The sequence below is a fragment of the Halobacillus ihumii genome, assembly GCF_902726645.1.
GTDB classification, from domain to species: Bacteria; Bacillota; Bacilli; order Bacillales; family Halobacillaceae; genus Halobacillus_A; species Halobacillus_A ihumii.
The window spans coordinates 3641866-3659392 of record NZ_CACVAO010000001.1 but is presented as its reverse complement, the minus strand read 5'-3'; the positions used below and the strand labels follow the sequence as shown (position 1 = coordinate 3659392).

The 17527-nt window shown below is 40.8% G+C and carries 19 protein-coding genes; 7 read left to right on the top strand and 12 right to left on the bottom strand.

Going from position 1 to position 17527, the window contains the following annotated elements; genetic code table 11:
• Positions 1 to 551: 551 nt before the first annotated feature.
• The gene (locus G6R08_RS22010; RefSeq protein WP_205439439.1) at positions 552 to 725 is read right to left on the bottom strand and encodes a hypothetical protein; all 174 of its coding nucleotides are present in this window, start codon (positions 723 to 725) and stop codon (positions 552 to 554) included.
• A gap of 149 nt (positions 726 to 874) precedes the next feature.
• Between G6R08_RS22010 and G6R08_RS18285 the strand changes: the two genes are divergently transcribed.
• Positions 875 to 1795: an SDR family oxidoreductase gene (locus tag G6R08_RS18285; RefSeq protein WP_163530019.1), complete on the top strand. Its 921-nt coding sequence runs from the start codon at positions 875 to 877 to the stop codon at positions 1793 to 1795.
• A 34-nt stretch (positions 1796 to 1829) separates the two neighbouring features.
• Here the strand turns inward: G6R08_RS18285 and G6R08_RS18280 are convergent, their stop codons facing one another.
• The 5 genes from G6R08_RS18280 to G6R08_RS18260 form a co-directional block, all read right to left on the bottom strand.
• Complete coding sequence (locus G6R08_RS18280) at positions 1830 to 2933, bottom strand: copper resistance D family protein (protein WP_240339773.1); 1104 nt, start codon at positions 2931 to 2933, stop codon at positions 1830 to 1832.
• Between the two features lie 3 nt (positions 2934 to 2936).
• The gene (locus G6R08_RS18275) at positions 2937 to 3551 is read right to left on the bottom strand and encodes a copper resistance CopC family protein (RefSeq protein WP_163530017.1); all 615 of its coding nucleotides are present in this window, start codon (positions 3549 to 3551) and stop codon (positions 2937 to 2939) included.
• 54 nt (positions 3552 to 3605) lie between these two features.
• Complete coding sequence (locus G6R08_RS18270; RefSeq protein WP_163530015.1) at positions 3606 to 4196, bottom strand: DeoR family transcriptional regulator; 591 nt, start codon at positions 4194 to 4196, stop codon at positions 3606 to 3608.
• A 352-nt stretch (positions 4197 to 4548) separates the two neighbouring features.
• Positions 4549 to 6015: a protein adenylyltransferase SelO gene (locus G6R08_RS18265; RefSeq protein WP_163530014.1), complete on the bottom strand. Its 1467-nt coding sequence runs from the start codon at positions 6013 to 6015 to the stop codon at positions 4549 to 4551.
• A 118-nt stretch (positions 6016 to 6133) separates the two neighbouring features.
• Entirely contained in the window at positions 6134 to 7096 is a 963-nt protein-coding gene (locus G6R08_RS18260) for a helix-turn-helix transcriptional regulator (protein ID WP_163530012.1), read from the bottom strand.
• Between the two features lie 96 nt (positions 7097 to 7192).
• Here G6R08_RS18260 and G6R08_RS18255 point away from each other — a divergent pair, with 96 nt between their 5' ends.
• Positions 7193 to 8062: an SDR family oxidoreductase gene (locus tag G6R08_RS18255; RefSeq protein ID WP_163530010.1), complete on the top strand. Its 870-nt coding sequence runs from the start codon at positions 7193 to 7195 to the stop codon at positions 8060 to 8062.
• 293 nt (positions 8063 to 8355) lie between these two features.
• Here G6R08_RS18255 and G6R08_RS18250 read toward each other — a convergent pair whose 3' ends face one another.
• From G6R08_RS18250 to G6R08_RS18230, 5 genes are all read right to left on the bottom strand, one after another.
• Entirely contained in the window at positions 8356 to 9012 is a 657-nt protein-coding gene (locus tag G6R08_RS18250; RefSeq protein ID WP_163530009.1) for an HAD family hydrolase, read from the bottom strand.
• 95 nt (positions 9013 to 9107) lie between these two features.
• Entirely contained in the window at positions 9108 to 9680 is a 573-nt protein-coding gene (locus G6R08_RS18245) for a nucleotidyltransferase family protein (protein WP_163530007.1), read from the bottom strand.
• Positions 9681 to 9738: 58 nt separating this feature from the next.
• Complete coding sequence (locus G6R08_RS22530; RefSeq protein WP_420810426.1) at positions 9739 to 9882, bottom strand: DUF3953 domain-containing protein; 144 nt, start codon at positions 9880 to 9882, stop codon at positions 9739 to 9741.
• Positions 9883 to 10020: 138 nt separating this feature from the next.
• Positions 10021 to 10938, bottom strand: a complete 918-nt coding sequence (locus G6R08_RS18235) for a DMT family transporter (protein ID WP_163530003.1) — start codon at positions 10936 to 10938, stop codon at positions 10021 to 10023.
• Positions 10939 to 11645: 707 nt separating this feature from the next.
• On the bottom strand, positions 11646 to 12401 hold the full coding sequence (locus G6R08_RS18230; RefSeq protein ID WP_163530001.1) for an AAA family ATPase: 756 nt from the start codon (positions 12399 to 12401) through the stop codon (positions 11646 to 11648).
• A 267-nt stretch (positions 12402 to 12668) separates the two neighbouring features.
• Here G6R08_RS18230 and G6R08_RS18225 point away from each other — a divergent pair, with 267 nt between their 5' ends.
• The 4 genes from G6R08_RS18225 (at position 12669) to G6R08_RS18210 (ending at position 15276) form a co-directional block, all read left to right on the top strand.
• Positions 12669 to 13097: an SRPBCC family protein gene (locus tag G6R08_RS18225; RefSeq protein ID WP_163529999.1), complete on the top strand. Its 429-nt coding sequence runs from the start codon at positions 12669 to 12671 to the stop codon at positions 13095 to 13097.
• Positions 13094 to 13423 (top strand): ArsR/SmtB family transcription factor, encoded by a 330-nt coding sequence (locus G6R08_RS18220; protein WP_163529997.1) that lies wholly within the window; start codon positions 13094 to 13096, stop codon positions 13421 to 13423. The genes G6R08_RS18225 and G6R08_RS18220 overlap by 4 nt, the downstream gene beginning before the upstream one ends.
• A gap of 279 nt (positions 13424 to 13702) precedes the next feature.
• Positions 13703 to 13939 (top strand): ferredoxin, encoded by a 237-nt coding sequence (locus G6R08_RS18215; RefSeq protein ID WP_163529995.1) that lies wholly within the window; start codon positions 13703 to 13705, stop codon positions 13937 to 13939.
• 104 nt (positions 13940 to 14043) lie between these two features.
• A complete protein-coding gene (locus tag G6R08_RS18210; RefSeq protein ID WP_163529994.1) occupies positions 14044 to 15276 on the top strand; it encodes a cytochrome P450 in 1233 nt (410 codons plus the stop codon).
• 64 nt (positions 15277 to 15340) lie between these two features.
• Here the strand turns inward: G6R08_RS18210 and G6R08_RS18205 are convergent, their stop codons facing one another.
• Complete coding sequence (locus G6R08_RS18205) at positions 15341 to 16234, bottom strand: TetR/AcrR family transcriptional regulator (protein ID WP_163529992.1); 894 nt, start codon at positions 16232 to 16234, stop codon at positions 15341 to 15343.
• A 192-nt stretch (positions 16235 to 16426) separates the two neighbouring features.
• Between G6R08_RS18205 and G6R08_RS18200 the strand changes: the two genes are divergently transcribed.
• Positions 16427 to 17434: an aldo/keto reductase gene (locus G6R08_RS18200; protein WP_163531390.1), complete on the top strand. Its 1008-nt coding sequence runs from the start codon at positions 16427 to 16429 to the stop codon at positions 17432 to 17434.
• Positions 17435 to 17527 lie beyond the last annotated feature (93 nt).

Below are 17527 nucleotides of genomic sequence, written 5' to 3'. Positions count from 1 at the left end.
ACTTTGCTCATCTTTTTAGATAACCTATATCAGGTTTTAACTAGAGAGGTTGGGACAGTAGTGTTTTTACAAATGAAAACCCGAACTAAATAGAAACTATGATTGGTACCTATAACTCGCTACGAAAATATACTTCGCTTTCCGCGGCCCTCGCGCGTAGTGGGGTCGTTCGACGTTGGCACAGGACGTGCCGAACTTAGTCGAACTTCCTCTTTTGCAGCCTCCTTGTGCTAGCGCACCGCGGGAGTCTCACCTAGGCCTTTCCTCCCGCAGGAGTCTGCGTATATTTTCTCCGCTAAAACAGCACATCGTTCATCTTTTTACTTAAGAAGTTTAATTATGTCCCAGCCTCTCAGCTTGTAGGAAACTTTACAACAATGTGTACGGGAGAATGCCAGTCTCTTTTCATAGTACCCTCACGATAACAACTATTATTTGTTGGGAATAGGGCGATTCGCGAATAAAAGATAAAAGAATTCCTCTCTTTTTTTAAAACTATAAGCGAAGAGAGGGAGATTCTGCAGAAAGCTTAATCACTTTACACATAGACATTAAATAACCGGATAATAAGGCTCATACCTCGGATTATAATAATAAGGCGGTCTCGGCCCTATTTTAGGAACCTCGAATTTACTAGGATTTTCATCATATAAAAGTTTTTCTTTTTCGTCTGAATCAGAAAGTAATAATAATCTGACTTCAGGATTGTAATAGTATTGCACCATAACATCCTCCCATCCACTTTTTATAAAATCCTATTCACCCTACCCCACTCGTGAGCCTGTACGATTTTAACAATAATAAGCCAATCACAGTCATCGCCCATTTACATAAAGTAATCTGACAATCTCTATTAGTGAGGAGCGTTAACCAGATGAAGCCTGAAGATAATCACAACAAGCAAGCGTATCCTATGTATCCGAATTACGGAAAAATAACGCGCTATGAGGATATTGCCCTAACGGTTCCGGAACAACGTCAGTACCGTCAGCCTGGGGTAGAAAGTTTGATGGTGCCAAGACCCATTATCGAGAACCCTAATTATAAAGGCAGCGGAAAACTGGAAGGAAAAATCGCTCTCATCACAGGTGGTGACAGCGGAATGGGGGCAGCAGCTGCGATTGCTTTTGCAAAAGAAGGGGCAGATGTAGCGATTGCTTACTTGGATGAACATGAGGATGCCAATCGAACGAAAAAAAGAATAGAGGAGCTTGGACAACGCTGCTTATTAATGCCTGGGGACCTTAGAGAGAAACAACAATGCATCGACATTGTCGAACAAACCATTCAAACCTTTGGAGAACTTCACATTCTTTGTAACCATGTCGGCATCCAATTCCAGCAATTAAGCTTATTGGACATTTCTGATGAACAGTTCGATGACACCTTTAAAGTGAACATATACTCTCACTTTTACACGACCCGTGCAGCGCTTAAATACTTAAAGGCCGAGAGTTCGATCATTAATACAGCTTCCGTTGTTGCATTTGACGGAAATAACCAATTGATTGACTACACGGCGACAAAGGCTGCCATCGTTGGCTTAACACGTGCATTAGCAAGAAGCCTGGTCAGCAAAGGAATTCGAGTAAATGCCATTGCACCTGGTAAAATATGGACCCCTCTCATTCCGGCAAGCTTTTCTGCTGACCAAGTACCCCTAGCTGAAAATTTAATGGATCGTCACGCCCAGCCTTTTGAAGTTGCCCCTACATTTGTCTATCTGGCTTCGGATGATTCGCGCTATGTAACCGGGCAAACGCAGCATGTAAACGGAGGACAAGTGTTTGATTAACAACAAAAAACCAAGACATTGTTCCTCTATTCACTTACACAACGCGGACACTAAGTAACAAAGCTAAGTATCCAGATAACATAAAAAATGAAACCATTAAAAACGAGAATAATGGGGGCATTTTTTTCATAAATGAAACGATATTCAGGACAAAAAATAAAATCGCCAGAATACCTAATAAAAGACTATTAACTCCGAATACTAGTTCCACTGACATATCAGTGTTAAGGGGACCTTCATAAAACAAGGTAAATAACGGTGATAGTCCTTCTAAACCAATTATTGATGCTAAATTGCTCGGAGGCGATTGCTGGCTCAAGGCACCTGTGGCTGTGAAAATGAGTAAGATGATGACAAACTCCACTTTTGTCCATGGCCTTGGGTCAAATTCAGGAGCATTTTTAAGTTTCTTTTTCATGAGGATGCCATTCATAAATGCGTACCCGGTTAATGGGATAATAAGTAAATGTTTTAGTAATAAACTTTGCCCATAAGACACCATCCATGTATCCGGATAGTCTTGCCAATCCATGACAAACTGCATCAGCAGCAGCCCTGAAAGCAGGGTAACAATAAAGCAGCAAATTGCCGTCACATGGAACCATTTCAGGAAACGGATCCAGTTGGCAGTATTTTGTGAAAACCACCCTACAACAAGCACTAGTCCAACCCATACAGATACAGCTGTAAAGTGAAGGGTGTGAACCACAAAGCCTTTAACCGGATCAATCGAACTCGCATGACTTGACCACCCGAGTCCGAAAATAAGCATCATGACCAGCCCTATTCCCACTAATGAATAGCCCTTATGCTTCTTATCATTGATTAATAGAATAAACAAACTCAGGATAATTGACATGACGAATGTATAAACCCAAGATTTACCGACTTCAAATGTAAGTAAAACCGATTGCAATGCTTGACCTAGACCATAGTCCTGAATCAGGTAAAGAACTAACTGCAGAATCGGCATAAATGAAAACAAGGCAATACCTACTGCTGCCATCAGGCGAATCGCTTTCGGAACAAATAGATTTGGTTTGCGATCAGATGGAACAAGAGAAGAAATAAAATAGGCCATTAACAGTGCGAAACAACTGTATAAAAGCCCTTGACTGATCACTGTAAGGAAAAACATAGACTACTTTTTCCTCCTCACCATCCACCACACACTCCCAGCAAGCACGATGACTAATGCAACAACAATCCCAATCATTAAACTGTTAGAGCCGCCTCCTTGCTCTTCTTCAGCTGATTTTGTTTCCGTTTGTTCTTTAGCCCCATCCACCTCTGAGTTGTCACTGGTTTCAGCTTCTGTTGATTCTTGATTGCTTTTTTCAGTTTCGGTTGATTCCGTTACATCTTGATCAGAATCTTGACCAGAATCGTTAGAAGACTCTTTAGCAGGAACGTCTACTGTGAAAGAAAACTCTCCTTCTATCGGGTGTCCATCTACTCCAATAATGTTCCAGACTACCTGGTAATCACCGTTTTCAAGCGGCTCAGCAATACTCCCTGTCATGGTATTTCCTTCAATTGAAAGATTATTTACTGCAACGGTTTCTCCATTAGCATTCTGCAATTCAAAAGAGCTAGTCTGCTCAATTTGCGTCTCAAATGTCAAGGTGATATCGCTTAATTCTTCTGTAACCGTACTTGCATTTTCCGGGTTAGAGCTTTTCAAACCGGTATGAGCATAAACGTAATTTCCAAACATGAACAAGCAAACAATGGTTAATAATACTACTTTTTTCAATGTATCTTCCCTCCCAAAATGATAACCTATTATTTCGAATTTCAATAAGCGCAGCTAGCGTTGTTTACAGCAATTTTGACCGTGACCATTCATTTTTTGAAAAACAGCTTCCATGGCTTCACTAAATGAATAAACATCTCCGCCAAATCCTTGAACAAATTTATTCGCATGCTCTCTCCATTCAAATGTTAAAACCTGAGGTTGACAGCACCCAATGCTAATGGAGGTATCCATAACATACCAAGCTAAGGGGGCACTTATCGTTGTTGACCTTAAGAAATCAGGGCAAATTGCTTGGATCACTTTATCCCCCAACTGCCTATGACGCAGCAGCCCGCAATGAGCACAACAGGTCATTTCAATTTTGTTGTTGGATAAAATCAGTCGATACGCTAACTTCTCATGTACACTCCTTCTGCAGTAGACACACACGTCCGAATCAGATTCATTAACTGATGAATCATCACGAACGATAGTAATTCCTCCGAAGGTCTTCATAACAATCCCTTCATCAATCAGTGGTTTTACATCACGATGAATGGTCATTTCGGATACACCCAGCACTTTGCTTAACTCCGCTATTTTCATATTGTGGTTGTCCTGAATCAGTTCTTTAATTCGCTGTTGCCGTTCCACTGGTAACATCCAATATTCACCTCCTCAAATATCTTACTCTCCTTCTGAATACTTCCATTACTATCCAATTGATAAGGCTTTCAATGCATCATGTTATATTTTGATTCAAGTTAACATTTTACAACAATCTATAACTTTATTATGAAAGAACGGTAAGGTGAATGCAATAGATGGCCTGTCTCGTTTATGAAAATTTGATGAACGACTAGTCATATTTGATTAAAGTTCTTTCTTAAAAAAATTCCACTAGACATTCCAGGTCACAGCAGTCTATAAAAAAAGGGACTTCCTCAAAATTAGGAAGTCCCTTCTTAATAACACTAATGCTATATTTCATCTGCCATCATCTTGCGTTACAAAATTACGTTCCACAAAAAGTTCGGTATGGACGATTGGATGGTTCAGGCAATGTTGAATATTCCTCCTGCTCAGGCAAATACGCATAAGGATCAGAAAGAACGTCCATTAGCCGCTTCATCACACTGTAGTCACCTTTTTCCACCGCAGCCTCAAGCGCCTCTTCCACCCGGTGGTTGCGCGGGATCACGGAAGGGTTTGATTGTTTCATCAATTGATAAGATGATGTTTTCGATTGCTCTTGTCTATCCAGTCTCGCCTGCCACTGCTCATACCAATGCGTAAATTCAGTCGTCCCATTCATAGCTGTTTCCTCCGGCTTATCTAGTGTTAAGGCGCGAAACGTATTCGTATAATCAGCTCGATGTTTTTCCATAATGCCGAGAAGATCCTCAATTAGAGGTTCATCCTGATCTTCCTCGGTTTGGAGACCAAGCTTCTTCCGCATACCTTCAAGCCAATAGTGCCGATACAGATCTTCATAGCCAGTAAGCGCCTCCTGTGCCAGTTCAACTGCATGATCCTGCTGTTCATGAATCAGTGGCAAAAGAGTTTCCGCAAAGCGAGCGAGATTCCACTGACCAATCGGCGGTTGATTTCGATAAGCATAGCGTCCTTGAACATCAATCGAACTGAATACTGTGGCCGGATCATATTCATCCATAAAAGCGCATGGACCGTAGTCAATGGTTTCCCCGCTGATCGTCATGTTGTCTGTGTTCATCACACCATGAATAAAGCCAACCAGCTGCCATTTGGCGACAAGTGCAGCCTGACGTTTCACCACTTCCTGATAGAAAGCAAGATAGCGGTCCTCATTGTCCTCAATATTAGGAAAATGCCGCTGTATTACATAGTCAGCAAGCTTGCGCAAATCCTCCTCTGTACCCCAATTGGCCGTGTATTCAAATGTACCAATTCGTAAATGACTGGCAGACACACGAGTCAAAATCGCACCAGGCAGCTCAGTTTCACGCATGACAGGCTCTCCAGTTTTTACCACCGAAAGACTTCGGTTGGTCGGAATTCCCAGTCCATGCATCGCTTCACTGATGATATACTCGCGCAGCATCGGTCCAAGTGTCCCCCGGCCGTCGCCGCCACGGGAAAATGGCGTCCGGCCCGAACCTTTAAGCTGAATGTCAAACCGTTCACCTGAAGGAGTAACCTGTTCGCCAAGCAGCACCGCCCGGCCGTCACCCAACATGGTAAAGTTTCCAAACTGGTGGCCGCCATAAGCCTGCGATATTGTTGCAGTACCTTCAGGAATCTGGTTACCAGCCAAGATCTCTACACCATCTTCACTCTGCAGTTTCTCAGCATCCAATCCTAAAGCTTTTGCCAAAGAATTATTGAAGATAACCAGCTCTGGTGAGGCTACAGGAGTCGGCTCAGTTTTTTTATAAAAAAATTCCGGGAGACTGGTGTAACTGTTGTCTAAGTTCCATCTAATTTCTTGAGTGTGTGTCATCGTATCTCCTTTGCTTGGTTTGTCATTTTTCATCCATCTATATTCTTCTACAAAAAACGGGAAGCACTCTTTGATTTTTCACATTTTTTAAGCAGACATCATTTTCTCGTGACCCTCACTATTGATAAAAGCGAATGACCCTCCGTGCCCGTTCTGTAATTCTATCCACTAAATATTCTGGCGACAACACTTTCAATTGATCTCCAAAGCCTAACAAAAAGTTTACAGCTTCCTCTTCGGTCGGAAAAATCAATTCCATTTCCGTCCAGCCATTCTCTTTCAGCTTATCAGAATGACTCGACTGAACAAAACGCCCCGTAAACATGATTCTCTCTCTAGCTGAAGGAGAAGCCTCCACTTTTACATGGAATTCAGGAAGGTTCTGCACAAAATCCTTCTTGGATTCCTCCCAATAGTCGGCAAGCTTAAAGTGGCTGGGTCTCTCAAAATACTCCTCCAATAGGACAGCCTGTAAAATTCGTTCCACTTTGTAATTTCGATAGTCATCCCTTTCGTTCAGAGCCGCGACATACCATGTACTGCCTTTGGCTACTAACCCTAAAGGCTTGATGCTTACCTCTTTGGTTTCCCCATTAGCTTTTTTATAATGTAGCCTTACCCGCTGTTCGTTCATGACGGCTTCTTGCAAAACGTTCATCGCAGGAGACAGATCAATACTCTTGTCTCTCCAGGTTCCCATATCGACATAGATTCGTTCCCACAGGTTAAGAGCTTGCTCTCTCGATGGCTGCGGGAGTGACAATGCCAGCTTATCCTTTAGCTCCACGATCGAGGCATCAATATTCAAATCAGAAAGAAGCTTTTCCGCATGAGGCAAAAACAATGTCAGAACTTCTTTCTCTTTTAGCCAGCTTAACTTTTGCTTCCAGCCATCTACAAGCCTCCAGCCTCCGCTTTTTCCCCTTTCCGAAAAAATAGGAATGCCCGCAGCATGTAACGATTCCATATCCCTATGAATCGTTCGCTCGGAAACTTCCAGCTCGCGTGCAAGCGTCGGTGTTGAAATAGTTGTTCCGTATTGCAGAAGGATTAAGATCTTTATCATTCTTTCCGCTTTCATGTGTAAACTCCTTAAGAAAACTTTATGTAATCATGACATTAGGTGTCATATATTCACTTTATACTAACCGTAACGAAATAGAAAGGATGGATGAACATGACGACTTTGAAAAATAAAGTAGCGATTGTAGCCGGGGCAACGAGAGGAGCAGGACGAGCCATCGCCATTAAACTCGGGGAAGCTGAAGCAACCGTCTATGTCACAGGACGTACAACCAGACACGAACAATCTCCGATGCAACGGAGTGAAACGATCGAAGAAACAGCTGAGCTCGTGACCAAAGCTGGAGGTCACGGCATTCCAGTACAAGTGGACCACACTGACGAACAACAAGTTAAACAGTTTATAGAAAAAGTTAATCAAGACCAAAACGGCCAGTTAGACATTCTGGTCAACGACATCTGGGGTGGAGATCCACTAACAGAGTGGGGCAAAGATATCGGTGAACACAGCTTAGAGATGGGATTGCAGCTGCACAAACAAGCCGTTCTATCTCATATCATTACCTCTCATTACACCGTCTCTCTTATGAAGAAAAACAATAACGGCCTTATCATCGAGATCACAGACGGAACCGATAACCAATATCGAGGAAATTTCTATTACAGCCTTGCCAAAATCTCAAACATCCATATGGCACATGCTATGGCGGAAGACCTTAAAGAATACAACATTACCTCGCTCGCCTTAACACCAGGATTCTTGCGTTCAGAATACATGTTAGATCTTTTTGGAGTGACAGAAGATAACTGGAAGGAAGGCGCTTCTGTTGAACCACACTTTATTGCGTCTGAAACTCCTTTTTACATTGGAGAAGCCTTAAAGCAACTTGCCCTAGATCCTGATGTCCGAAGGTTTAACGGAGAAACGTTAAGCACATGGGGTCTGTCGGAGATTTATGATTTTAAGGATACAGACGGGACACAGCCTCACTGGGGAAATTACTACGAGAAGTATGTGAAATAAAATGAGGGTGCAGTGCTCAATAGTGGTCACTTTACGTTTAACGTTTTGCCAAGAAAAAGATAATGCCCTAACTCAGCAAGATACCTCCGTAACGTGAAGGGATAACGTCCTAACTGAAGGTTATAGCTCCCTAACGCTAACCGATAACGACCTAACCCAGAGGCATAGCTCCCTAACGCAATATACCACCCTTTTTTGAAATGACTTCTCGAAAATAAAGGACAAAAGCAGGCGACCTTGCCAGAAAAGTGCAAGGTCGCCTGTTAAAATGAAATAAAATCCCTTTATATTTCCTATTTTATAATGGTAAGTAGTTCTGCCAAGTCATCAATTATATAATCCGCCTGGAAATCTCCAGCCCAATGATGGTCCCTTTTCCAAACACCTTTCATTCCAATTCTTTGTGCAGCTTGAACATCTTTTTCAGGGTGATCGCCAACAAATATACTTTCTTCTGGCAAGACATTCAATTGGGCTAACGCTCTCTTGAAAATAATTGGATCAGGCTTTTTCACCCCTTCCCATTCTGAGATGAGGATAATATCAGTATACTTTTCGAGCCCTAAAACCTTAATATTATCCATTTGAAACTGTCCCTTACCATTAGTAATGATTCCGATCATAAAGTTCCGTTTTTTTAATTGCTCCAACGTCCAAATAAGGTTTGGAAACGGCACACAGCTCACTTTAAAATGATCGAGATAATCTTGAAGCAGTTCTTCCCATGTTATGTCGGCAATATCATACTCCCTCACTAGTTGTTGATACACTTTGTCTTTCCAAACGTACCCTCTGTTGTCAAGTTCAATAAACCTTCTTATGTAATGTTGCTTTGGAATGTGCCCCAGCCATTCAATGGATCGCTCATATTGTTTGTCTATAAATATCTTTAATGAAGCGTCTCTGTCTAATAAAGTGCCGTCTAAATCAAATAGGATAGCCTTGATCAAATAAATCCACGCTCCTCTATTAATCACCTTTTCTTCTTGCATCTGCTTTTGGATAGCAATTTAGTCAGATTGATTTGTAGAACGTTATGAAAAGATCATAGACTATCTGGGTAAATCACTACGACCATTGGCCATTTGGACTTCCACTTTTTCTTTTCCACTCTCTCTCTATAAATTTCTAGTCCTTTTCCTTCCCTATAGAGAGGTGTAGGTTGAACTTCCATAGTAACAGTATCTTCCAACCCATGAGGTGCAGTTAGGATAATCTGACAACCGTCATCTAGTTTTAGCCCTAAAGAAGTCACTGTTTCAGGAAATTTCGATATAGCATCAACGGAGGATAAGTAAGGCGGTAATCCACTTTTAAGATGCATTCTTGCTTGATTTTTCACGGACCAGGGAATGTCCGGTTCAAGGGTATGAAGTTCTTTTTCTATAAGAATATCCGTCGTCTTGTCTTTGTTTTTATCAAAATAGATTACATCAACATCAGGCAATGTTGTATTCCTACTGTAACCATGCTGAATATCCCAAATCTTTGAACGTACAAACCCAGCACAAACCCACCAATCTGGTAAGTTTAGAGATTTAACTGTTCTCAGGACACGCATCATACGATCGTCTTCCTTTACGATTTGTAAAAGATCACTCTCATTAGTGAAAAGCATCGTCTATTCATCCCCATTTATGTACTACTTCCTACATTTCTTCCTCGTGGAAACGCCTCTAATTCAATAGAAATCCCTGTAGCGCAACATAGAATCCAAACATAGATGCACCAATAAACAAAAACCCCATGAAACTTCTTCGGTTTTTCTGAAACTCGTCGATTCCCATTACGATCATCAACCCGCCTAGAAATAAATTCATCAATGACAGGAACCTAAAATCTTTGGTGATTAGGCTATACGCCGATAAAGAAAGTAAAAGTACTGATAAGATTAACCTGCTGATTTTTAGCAACATCTGTCCTCCCAACACCCTGCTTTGTAGAATTTGTGTTCATAACTATAAGACTTCCTGTTTCTTGTAATCTACTTTTCTCCGCCTAGGTTTATTAAACTGTGTCGTTAAAATCACACCACCTATCACAATCAACGCCCCGGCCATTTGCATAACTGTAATCGTTTCCCCAAGCCAGAAATAGGCACCAACCATCGTTACAACAGGCAGGAAATTCAGAAACACAGAAGCCTTGGAAGGTCCAAGTGCATCAACTGCTCGATTATACAAAATTAACGCTATAAAGGAAGGAAAAATTCCTAGATACAACAGCCCTAACACATGACTTGACCCATTAAATGAAGGGACTCCTGTCACCCACCATTCGATTAACACAACCGGGAATAATAGGACAACCGAAATACCTGTCATGAGAAGGATGGCAGCGAACGATGGAAATAGATGCATGTACTGCTTCACATAGACTGAATAAACCGCCCAGGACACAATCGATCCAATCATTAGACCATCACCGATATTCCAAGCCATAGATGTGAGTTGAAATAACCTGCCATCCAACACCACCCACACAGCTCCAAGTAAGGAGAGCATGATCCCCGACCATTGTATAAAGCTCAATTTTTCTTTTAACAAAAAGGAACTAATAATAACCGTCACAACAGGTATCACGCTTTCTAATACAGACACGTTTGTGGCTGTTGTGAACTGCAAGGCACCGTAAATAAACGTGTTGAAAAAGGTGATCCCAGCCAAGGCCATGATTAAGAACGGTTGTTTATTTTCCCAAAAAGTTAACCGATATTTCCATGCCTTTTTATATCCAAGTGGGAATAAAACGAGGAAGGCAATCAGCAGTCGGATGAAAGCAATCGTAAACGGAGGTAAATCGTTAATAGCTTTTCCAATAAGAATATTGCCAGCATATATAATGACCACCAGCACCATAAATAGATAGGAATACATCCTGTCCCCTCCTCTCCTGTTTTGCTTATCTATTTCATTCGTACTCTCAAATATGAAATTCAAATTGCATTTTCTGGTAAGATAATAACATACTTATAAGAGAAAAAGGGTTGAGAAGCTTGGAAAAGGAGTACTTTATCGGCATCGTGCCGCCAGAAGAATACTTGAAACGTATTGAGTCTTTGGTCTCTCAAAGCAACAGTTAAAAGATATGGAACTATCAGCAAACAAGGAATTAACTCCTTACCCCAGTTTCACAGTCAATTTTGTTAGAATCTATGAACTAAACGTCACAAAGCAAAAATATGAACGTTTTCTAGATATTCCTTTGGATAGTTGATCTTGAATCAAATGCTCCCACGCCATAATTAACAAAAAACACGAGCAATAGAAGCGCTCGTGTTTACCATTTATGGTGAGACATTAATAGTACTGGTTCATTTGAAAAAAAATCATTAGTCATTCTTACGTTTTTTCAAAGAGATATTTAGGGTTATTATTGAAATAATTAAAGCAATAATCGAGATAATGAAAGCAAGTGTCAGCATATGACCAATCACTCCTTTTCTTGCAATTATTGAATAAAGAGGGAATGATAAACGTAAGATAATGGTGTGGAAGGGGGAATATTCCCCCTTCTTTTGACAGATTCAGAACCTTTACCGTTCGCGGCGATAAAGGTTCTTTTTACGTCTTAATACTTTTAATTATTGAAACAAATGATGCAATAATCGCTCTTTATCTTCAAAAAATTGCTTCATTATACTGTAGTGCCCTGTATTTTCTAGCTGTGTCTCGTTCATTCCTTCTTCACTAAGTTCAATAATCTTAGCATTAGGATAAGCCATGATCATTGGGGAATGAGTGGAGATTAAAAATTGCGACCCTTTTTGAACAAGTTCATGGATTCGAGTCAGCATTGACAGTTGTCTTATGGGAGATAGTGCAGCTTCGGGCTCATCTAATATATATAATCCATTCCCTTGAAAACGATTCGTAAAGGCTGCAAAAAAAGATTCTCCATGAGATTGTTTGTGTAGAGACTTTCCTCCAAATGAATCAACAATCTTAGGTCCTGAAGATGGGAACTCGTCTAATTCCTCAATATTCGTTGCAAGATTGTAGAATGTTTCAGCCCTAAAGAAAAAGCTATCTTTAGGCCTGTACACCCCTTTAGACAAAAGCAAGTATTGATCGAGGATGGAATGGGAATCATAACTTGAAAAATTGAAATTCAGTGTACCACCTTCAGGATTAAACCCAAACTTTATGGCGATAGCTTCAAGAAGTGTTGATTTTCCCATGCCGTTTTCCCCAACAATATATGTAACATTGGGATGGAAAAACAGTTCCGTAAAATTTTTGATCACAGGTAAACTAAAAGGGAAAGTCTCATATGAGGGTAGATCTTCAGGTTTTAATTTGAGACTTTTTATATACTGTGTGTCTTGGTTTAACTTCACTTTGCAAACTCCCCCTCCTCTTTAAAGTTCCTGCTGAGTTATTTTTAATCAAACAAAACGTTTATAAGCTTGAGCTTCATTCTATCACACATCAAAAAAATAATTGACATGGTTCTTTCTCACAATACCCACCAGCAATTAGATAAGTCTATTTCTGGTATCTAGCTTTTCCTGAAGCATGACTCCGCACTATCTCAAATTGACATATAACCATTTGGTGTTATAATTCAAATGGAACCAAATGGTGTTATATTTAGGAGGTTACGTATGGATCAAAATCAAACAGTACCAGAAATTAAGAAACAAGTTACCTTTGATGCCCCCATAGAAAAAGTGTGGCAAGCGGTCTCTTCTGCAGAAGGCATGGCAGAATGGTTTATGCCCAATAATTTAAAGCCTGTTGAAGGACATGAGTTTTATCTTGAATCGCCTTTTGAAACATCCTCCTGTAAAGTCTTTACGGTAAACCCGCCTAAGGAACTTTCCTTTTCCTGGGGAGATCAGGGCTGGGTCGTACATTTTTTATTAGAAGAAGTTGAGGGGAAAACGGAATTTACGTTAATTCACGCGGGTTGGGGCCACCCCGATGATAAGATGCGTCCAACAGACAAAACTCATTTGGATACACGTAATACGATGAATAATGGCTGGGAAAGCATCCTCAATGAAAGATTGCGAAAGGTTGTCGAGGGTTGATGACGGCGGCACCTAAGCATGATGTCTATCAGGCTATTGCCGATCCCTCAAGAAGAGAAATGCTGGAACTGCTTGCGAAAAATGACTCTTCCATAAAAGAGATAGGCAGTCATTTTTCAATCAGTCGTACAGCGATTGTGAAGCACTTGAATGTTTTAGCAGATGCCGATCTCGTAACTGATCGCAAATCAGGTCGTGAAAAAATTTATTCTCTTCAGCCTGCCCAATTACTGGAAGTGCAAGAATGGGTCTCCTACTTCGAGAAGTTCTGGGATAATAAGCTTTCTATGTTGAAACATATGGTTGAAAAGGACATTGAGGATTAGATTATAAAAGGTGGCTGACTGCTGAGTCAGCCACCTTTTTTTGTATCATTTCCTTCTGTGTTACCTATGTCCCAAATTTACGAAAAGACTCCTTCCTATATTCCCCTAATACGAGCATAAACCTGATTCAAAAACTATTCGAAAGACTCATGATGGAGAATTAATTCGTGTGTTACGGTATAAATGACTTGTTGGTCAAAAATAGAACCATTAAGTCAAAATGACGAATAAAGAGACAAGTTTGACAAAGAAAAACTGAGAAAGGTGGGAGGTTTTGCGGTGGCAAAATACGCGATTATTGATCAGGAAGCTTGTATCGGCTGTGGTAATTGTGAGGGCTTGGCTCCAGATATTTTCGATCTTGACGATGAGGGATTAGCATTCGTCAAAACAGACCAGAATCAAGGATCTGTCCCTATATCCGAGGATAAAGTTGAACAACTGGAAGACGCCTTAGAGGAATGCCCCACGGATGCAATCAAGGTAGCCGATCACCCTTTTTCGGAGCAAGATTAAGTCGTTATGATTCACTTTTCTCAAAGTTATTTGTAAGGAAAAACAGAGACTCGTAGTGTTCAACCAATTGTGAGGATAATTTTTGATGGGAGACAGCTATTTTTATGAATAAAGAAGTCATCTCACTGAAAGAAGTCAAATCGTTTCAGACACGTGCAGAAGAGTTTTTTCCACTTGATTGGTACAAAAAAATGCTCAACAATTACCCTGTTTATTACAATGAGGAAACGAATACGTGGCATGTTTTTAAATATGAGCACGTAAAAGAAGTATTAAGTAACTATGAGGTCTTTTCAAGTGAGGGATCTAGGACAACCATTCCTGTGGGGGCCAATAACAAAGAAGGATCGATTCCCGATGCTGTCAACGTAACGATGGTTGATCCACCGAATCACCGAAAAAGACGTTCCTTATTAGCGGCAGCTTTTACACCTCGCAGTTTAAAAAATTGGGAGCCTCGCATTGAGCGGATTGCTGCCGAACTCGTGGAAGACATTGAAGAAAACTCTACTGTTGATATCGTAGAAGCATTGGCAGCCCCTTTGCCGAGCATGGTGATCACAGAATTATTTGGGGTGCCTATAGAAGATCAATCAAAGTTTAAACACTGGGTTGATATCCTATTCCAGCCTTTTGACAAAGAAAACCAAGAGGAAATGGATCTGAAAAAACAAGCTGCTGCCAAAGAATATTACCAATACCTCTACCCTATTGTTGTTGAGAAACGATCAAATCCAGCTGAGGATATCATCTCTGACTTAATAAAATCTGAAGTAGACGGTGAGAAGTTTACCGATGATGAAATTGTCCGAACGACGATGGCTATTTTAGGGGCAGGTGTTGAAACAACGAGTCACGCGCTGGCGAATTCCTTTTATGCATTGCTTTACGATGATCCATCTCTCTATGAAGAGCTTCGAAATGATGTCGAATTGGTTCCAAAAGCTGTAGAAGAAATGCTTCGCTATCGTTTTCAAAGCTCAAAGCGGGACCGCACCGTTAAAAAAGACAACAACTTGTTAGGGCATGAACTAAAAGAAGGGGATGTTGTCGTTGCTTGGATGAGTGCGGCCAATCTTGATGAAGACATGTTTGACGACCCGTTCTCTCTCAATATTCATCGAGCAAACAACAAGAAACATTTAACTTTCGGAAAAGGCCCGCATTTTTGTCTGGGCGCACCTCTAGCACGATTAGAATTAACGATCGCTTTAAAGACATTTTTACAAAAGTTTTCTCGAATCAAACCTGTAGAATCGTTTGATTTAGAGGAACATTTAACAAGCTCAGCTCCTGGGCAGTCTTTAACTCATCTTCCAATAAACGTGTATAAATAGACGGCACTTACAAAACGGGCCAAGGTGAAATCATATTTTCACCTTGGCCCTTTCAGGAATTACATCATTTTTTCCCGTTCAGCTGTAGACTGTCGGCAAGCTTCAACCTTGACTTCTCTAACGAATCAATCGGTTCAAGGTTACGAAGCATCCCCTTCAGAATAGCTGATCTCGGCTGCATATTCATCAGCTCTTGTTCCATGATGGTTAGAGATTGAATCGCTTCCTCACCTTGAGTTTCGGGAACCGACTCGTCTTTTACCTGATGCTTCATTTGCTTGATCAATTCAAGCGGATGGATCTTTTCCTCACTCGCTTCTTCCAAGTATAAAGCCCATAAATTTTCGTTCATTAACGGCTCAACATCACGGTCCGACAACCCTTTGATTATAGAGTCAATTTGAATCATTAAAAATCGAACAACCTTTTTTATATGTAACGGAAACTGATTCAAGACTATCAATTCCATGTATTGTCTAATCATCCCTATAAAAAAGAAGGCTCCATCTGCAGCGTAGGGTTTGATTTGATCCCCGTAAATTTTGATTAAATATTGCTCAAACCATTTCACCTGATCAATATTTTGTTGGTGCAAATACCGGTAAATGTTTTTATCAGACAGCCCCGAAATTTCCTGCCCCTGCAGTCTGTAAAACTCTTGATTTTCAATATAATGACCTAATTTAATTTCAATTTCCTTTGAGAATTTTTCCTTTGGTGACAAGGACTCATCTTGCTCAACCATCCTGATTTGATCTTCGATATATTGAAAGTAATACTTGAGAATATTTAAAAGCAAATCCTCTTTTGACTTGAAGTAAACATACAGACTCCCCTTTGAAATCCCGCAGCTATCCGCAATTTCCTGCATAGAAGTCCGATTATAATTTTTAGATGAGAAAAGTTTCATCGCTGTTATTAAGATGTGTCGTTCTTTATCAGAATCTTTTCTTCTCATTAGGTTACCACCTCGTATGATTGCCTTAATTACGATTATGATCAATATTTTGTAATCAATCATAACACATCGCTATGTCGATAGGGAGTAGCAATAGCTGGTATCGGTGAACAATAAACACACTGATTAACCATCGCCAAAACCGGGTATATTTACTGAGAAGATTTTCTTAAGCCGCATGGAGGTGGAATGATGGAAACACAGAATATAAGTAATACAAATTTAGAAGCCAGCCGAATTGGCCTGGGAACGTGGGCCATAGGCGGCTGGATGTGGGGTGGAACGGACGAACAACAATCGATCAAAACAATCCATTCCGCATTAGATAAAGGAATTAATATGATTGATACAGCTCCGGCTTACGGTTTCGGCCGTTCCGAAGAGATTATCGGCAAAGCGCTAAAAGAGAAAGGCAGCCGGGATGATATCCTGCTTGCTACTAAAGTAGGTATGGAATGGCAGAAGGACGAAACGGTCTTTCGAAATGGAAGCAAAGAGCGCATCCATCAAGAAATTGAAGATTCGCTGAAACGTCTGCAAACAGATTATATTGATCTTTATCAGCTTCACTGGCCTGATCCAATGATTCCGCTTCATGAAACTGCAGAAGCTCTTCATTACCTGTACAAACAAGGAAAAATCAGGGCGATTGGCGTAAGTAACTTCACGCCCGAACAAATGGACATATTTAGAGAGGCCGCTCCCATTCACACCTTACAGCCTCCGTACAACTTATTCGAACGCGGTATTGAAGATGAGGTACTGCCGTATACAAAAGAACACAACATCACCACTGTCACTTATGGTTCCTTATGCCGCGGATTACTGTCAGGCAAAATGACGTCTGATCGAGAATTCAAAGGAGATGACTTGAGGAACAATGATCCGAAATTTCAACAGCCGCGTTTCAACCAATACTTGAATGCTGTAGAAGAACTAGATAAGCTGGCGCAGGATCGATTCGGCAAACGTGTCCTTCACCTGGCGCTTAAATGGGTGCTTCAACAGCCCGGCTCAGGCATCGCGCTTATGGGCGGACGCCGTCCAGAACAATTGGACCCGGTTGAAGAAGTCAGCAGCTTTACAATTGATGAAGAAAGCATGCATGATATTGATGAAATTCTCCTAAAACACGTGAAAGATCCAGTCGGACCAGAATTTATGGCACCGCCTGATCGACAGGACTTAGGAATTAAATAAAGTAAATAGCTAGAAAAAGCCGGACTTCATATTAAATGAGTCCGGTTTTTCTTATGCCTGTGATAGAATGAATGAGGTCATTGATAAAAAATG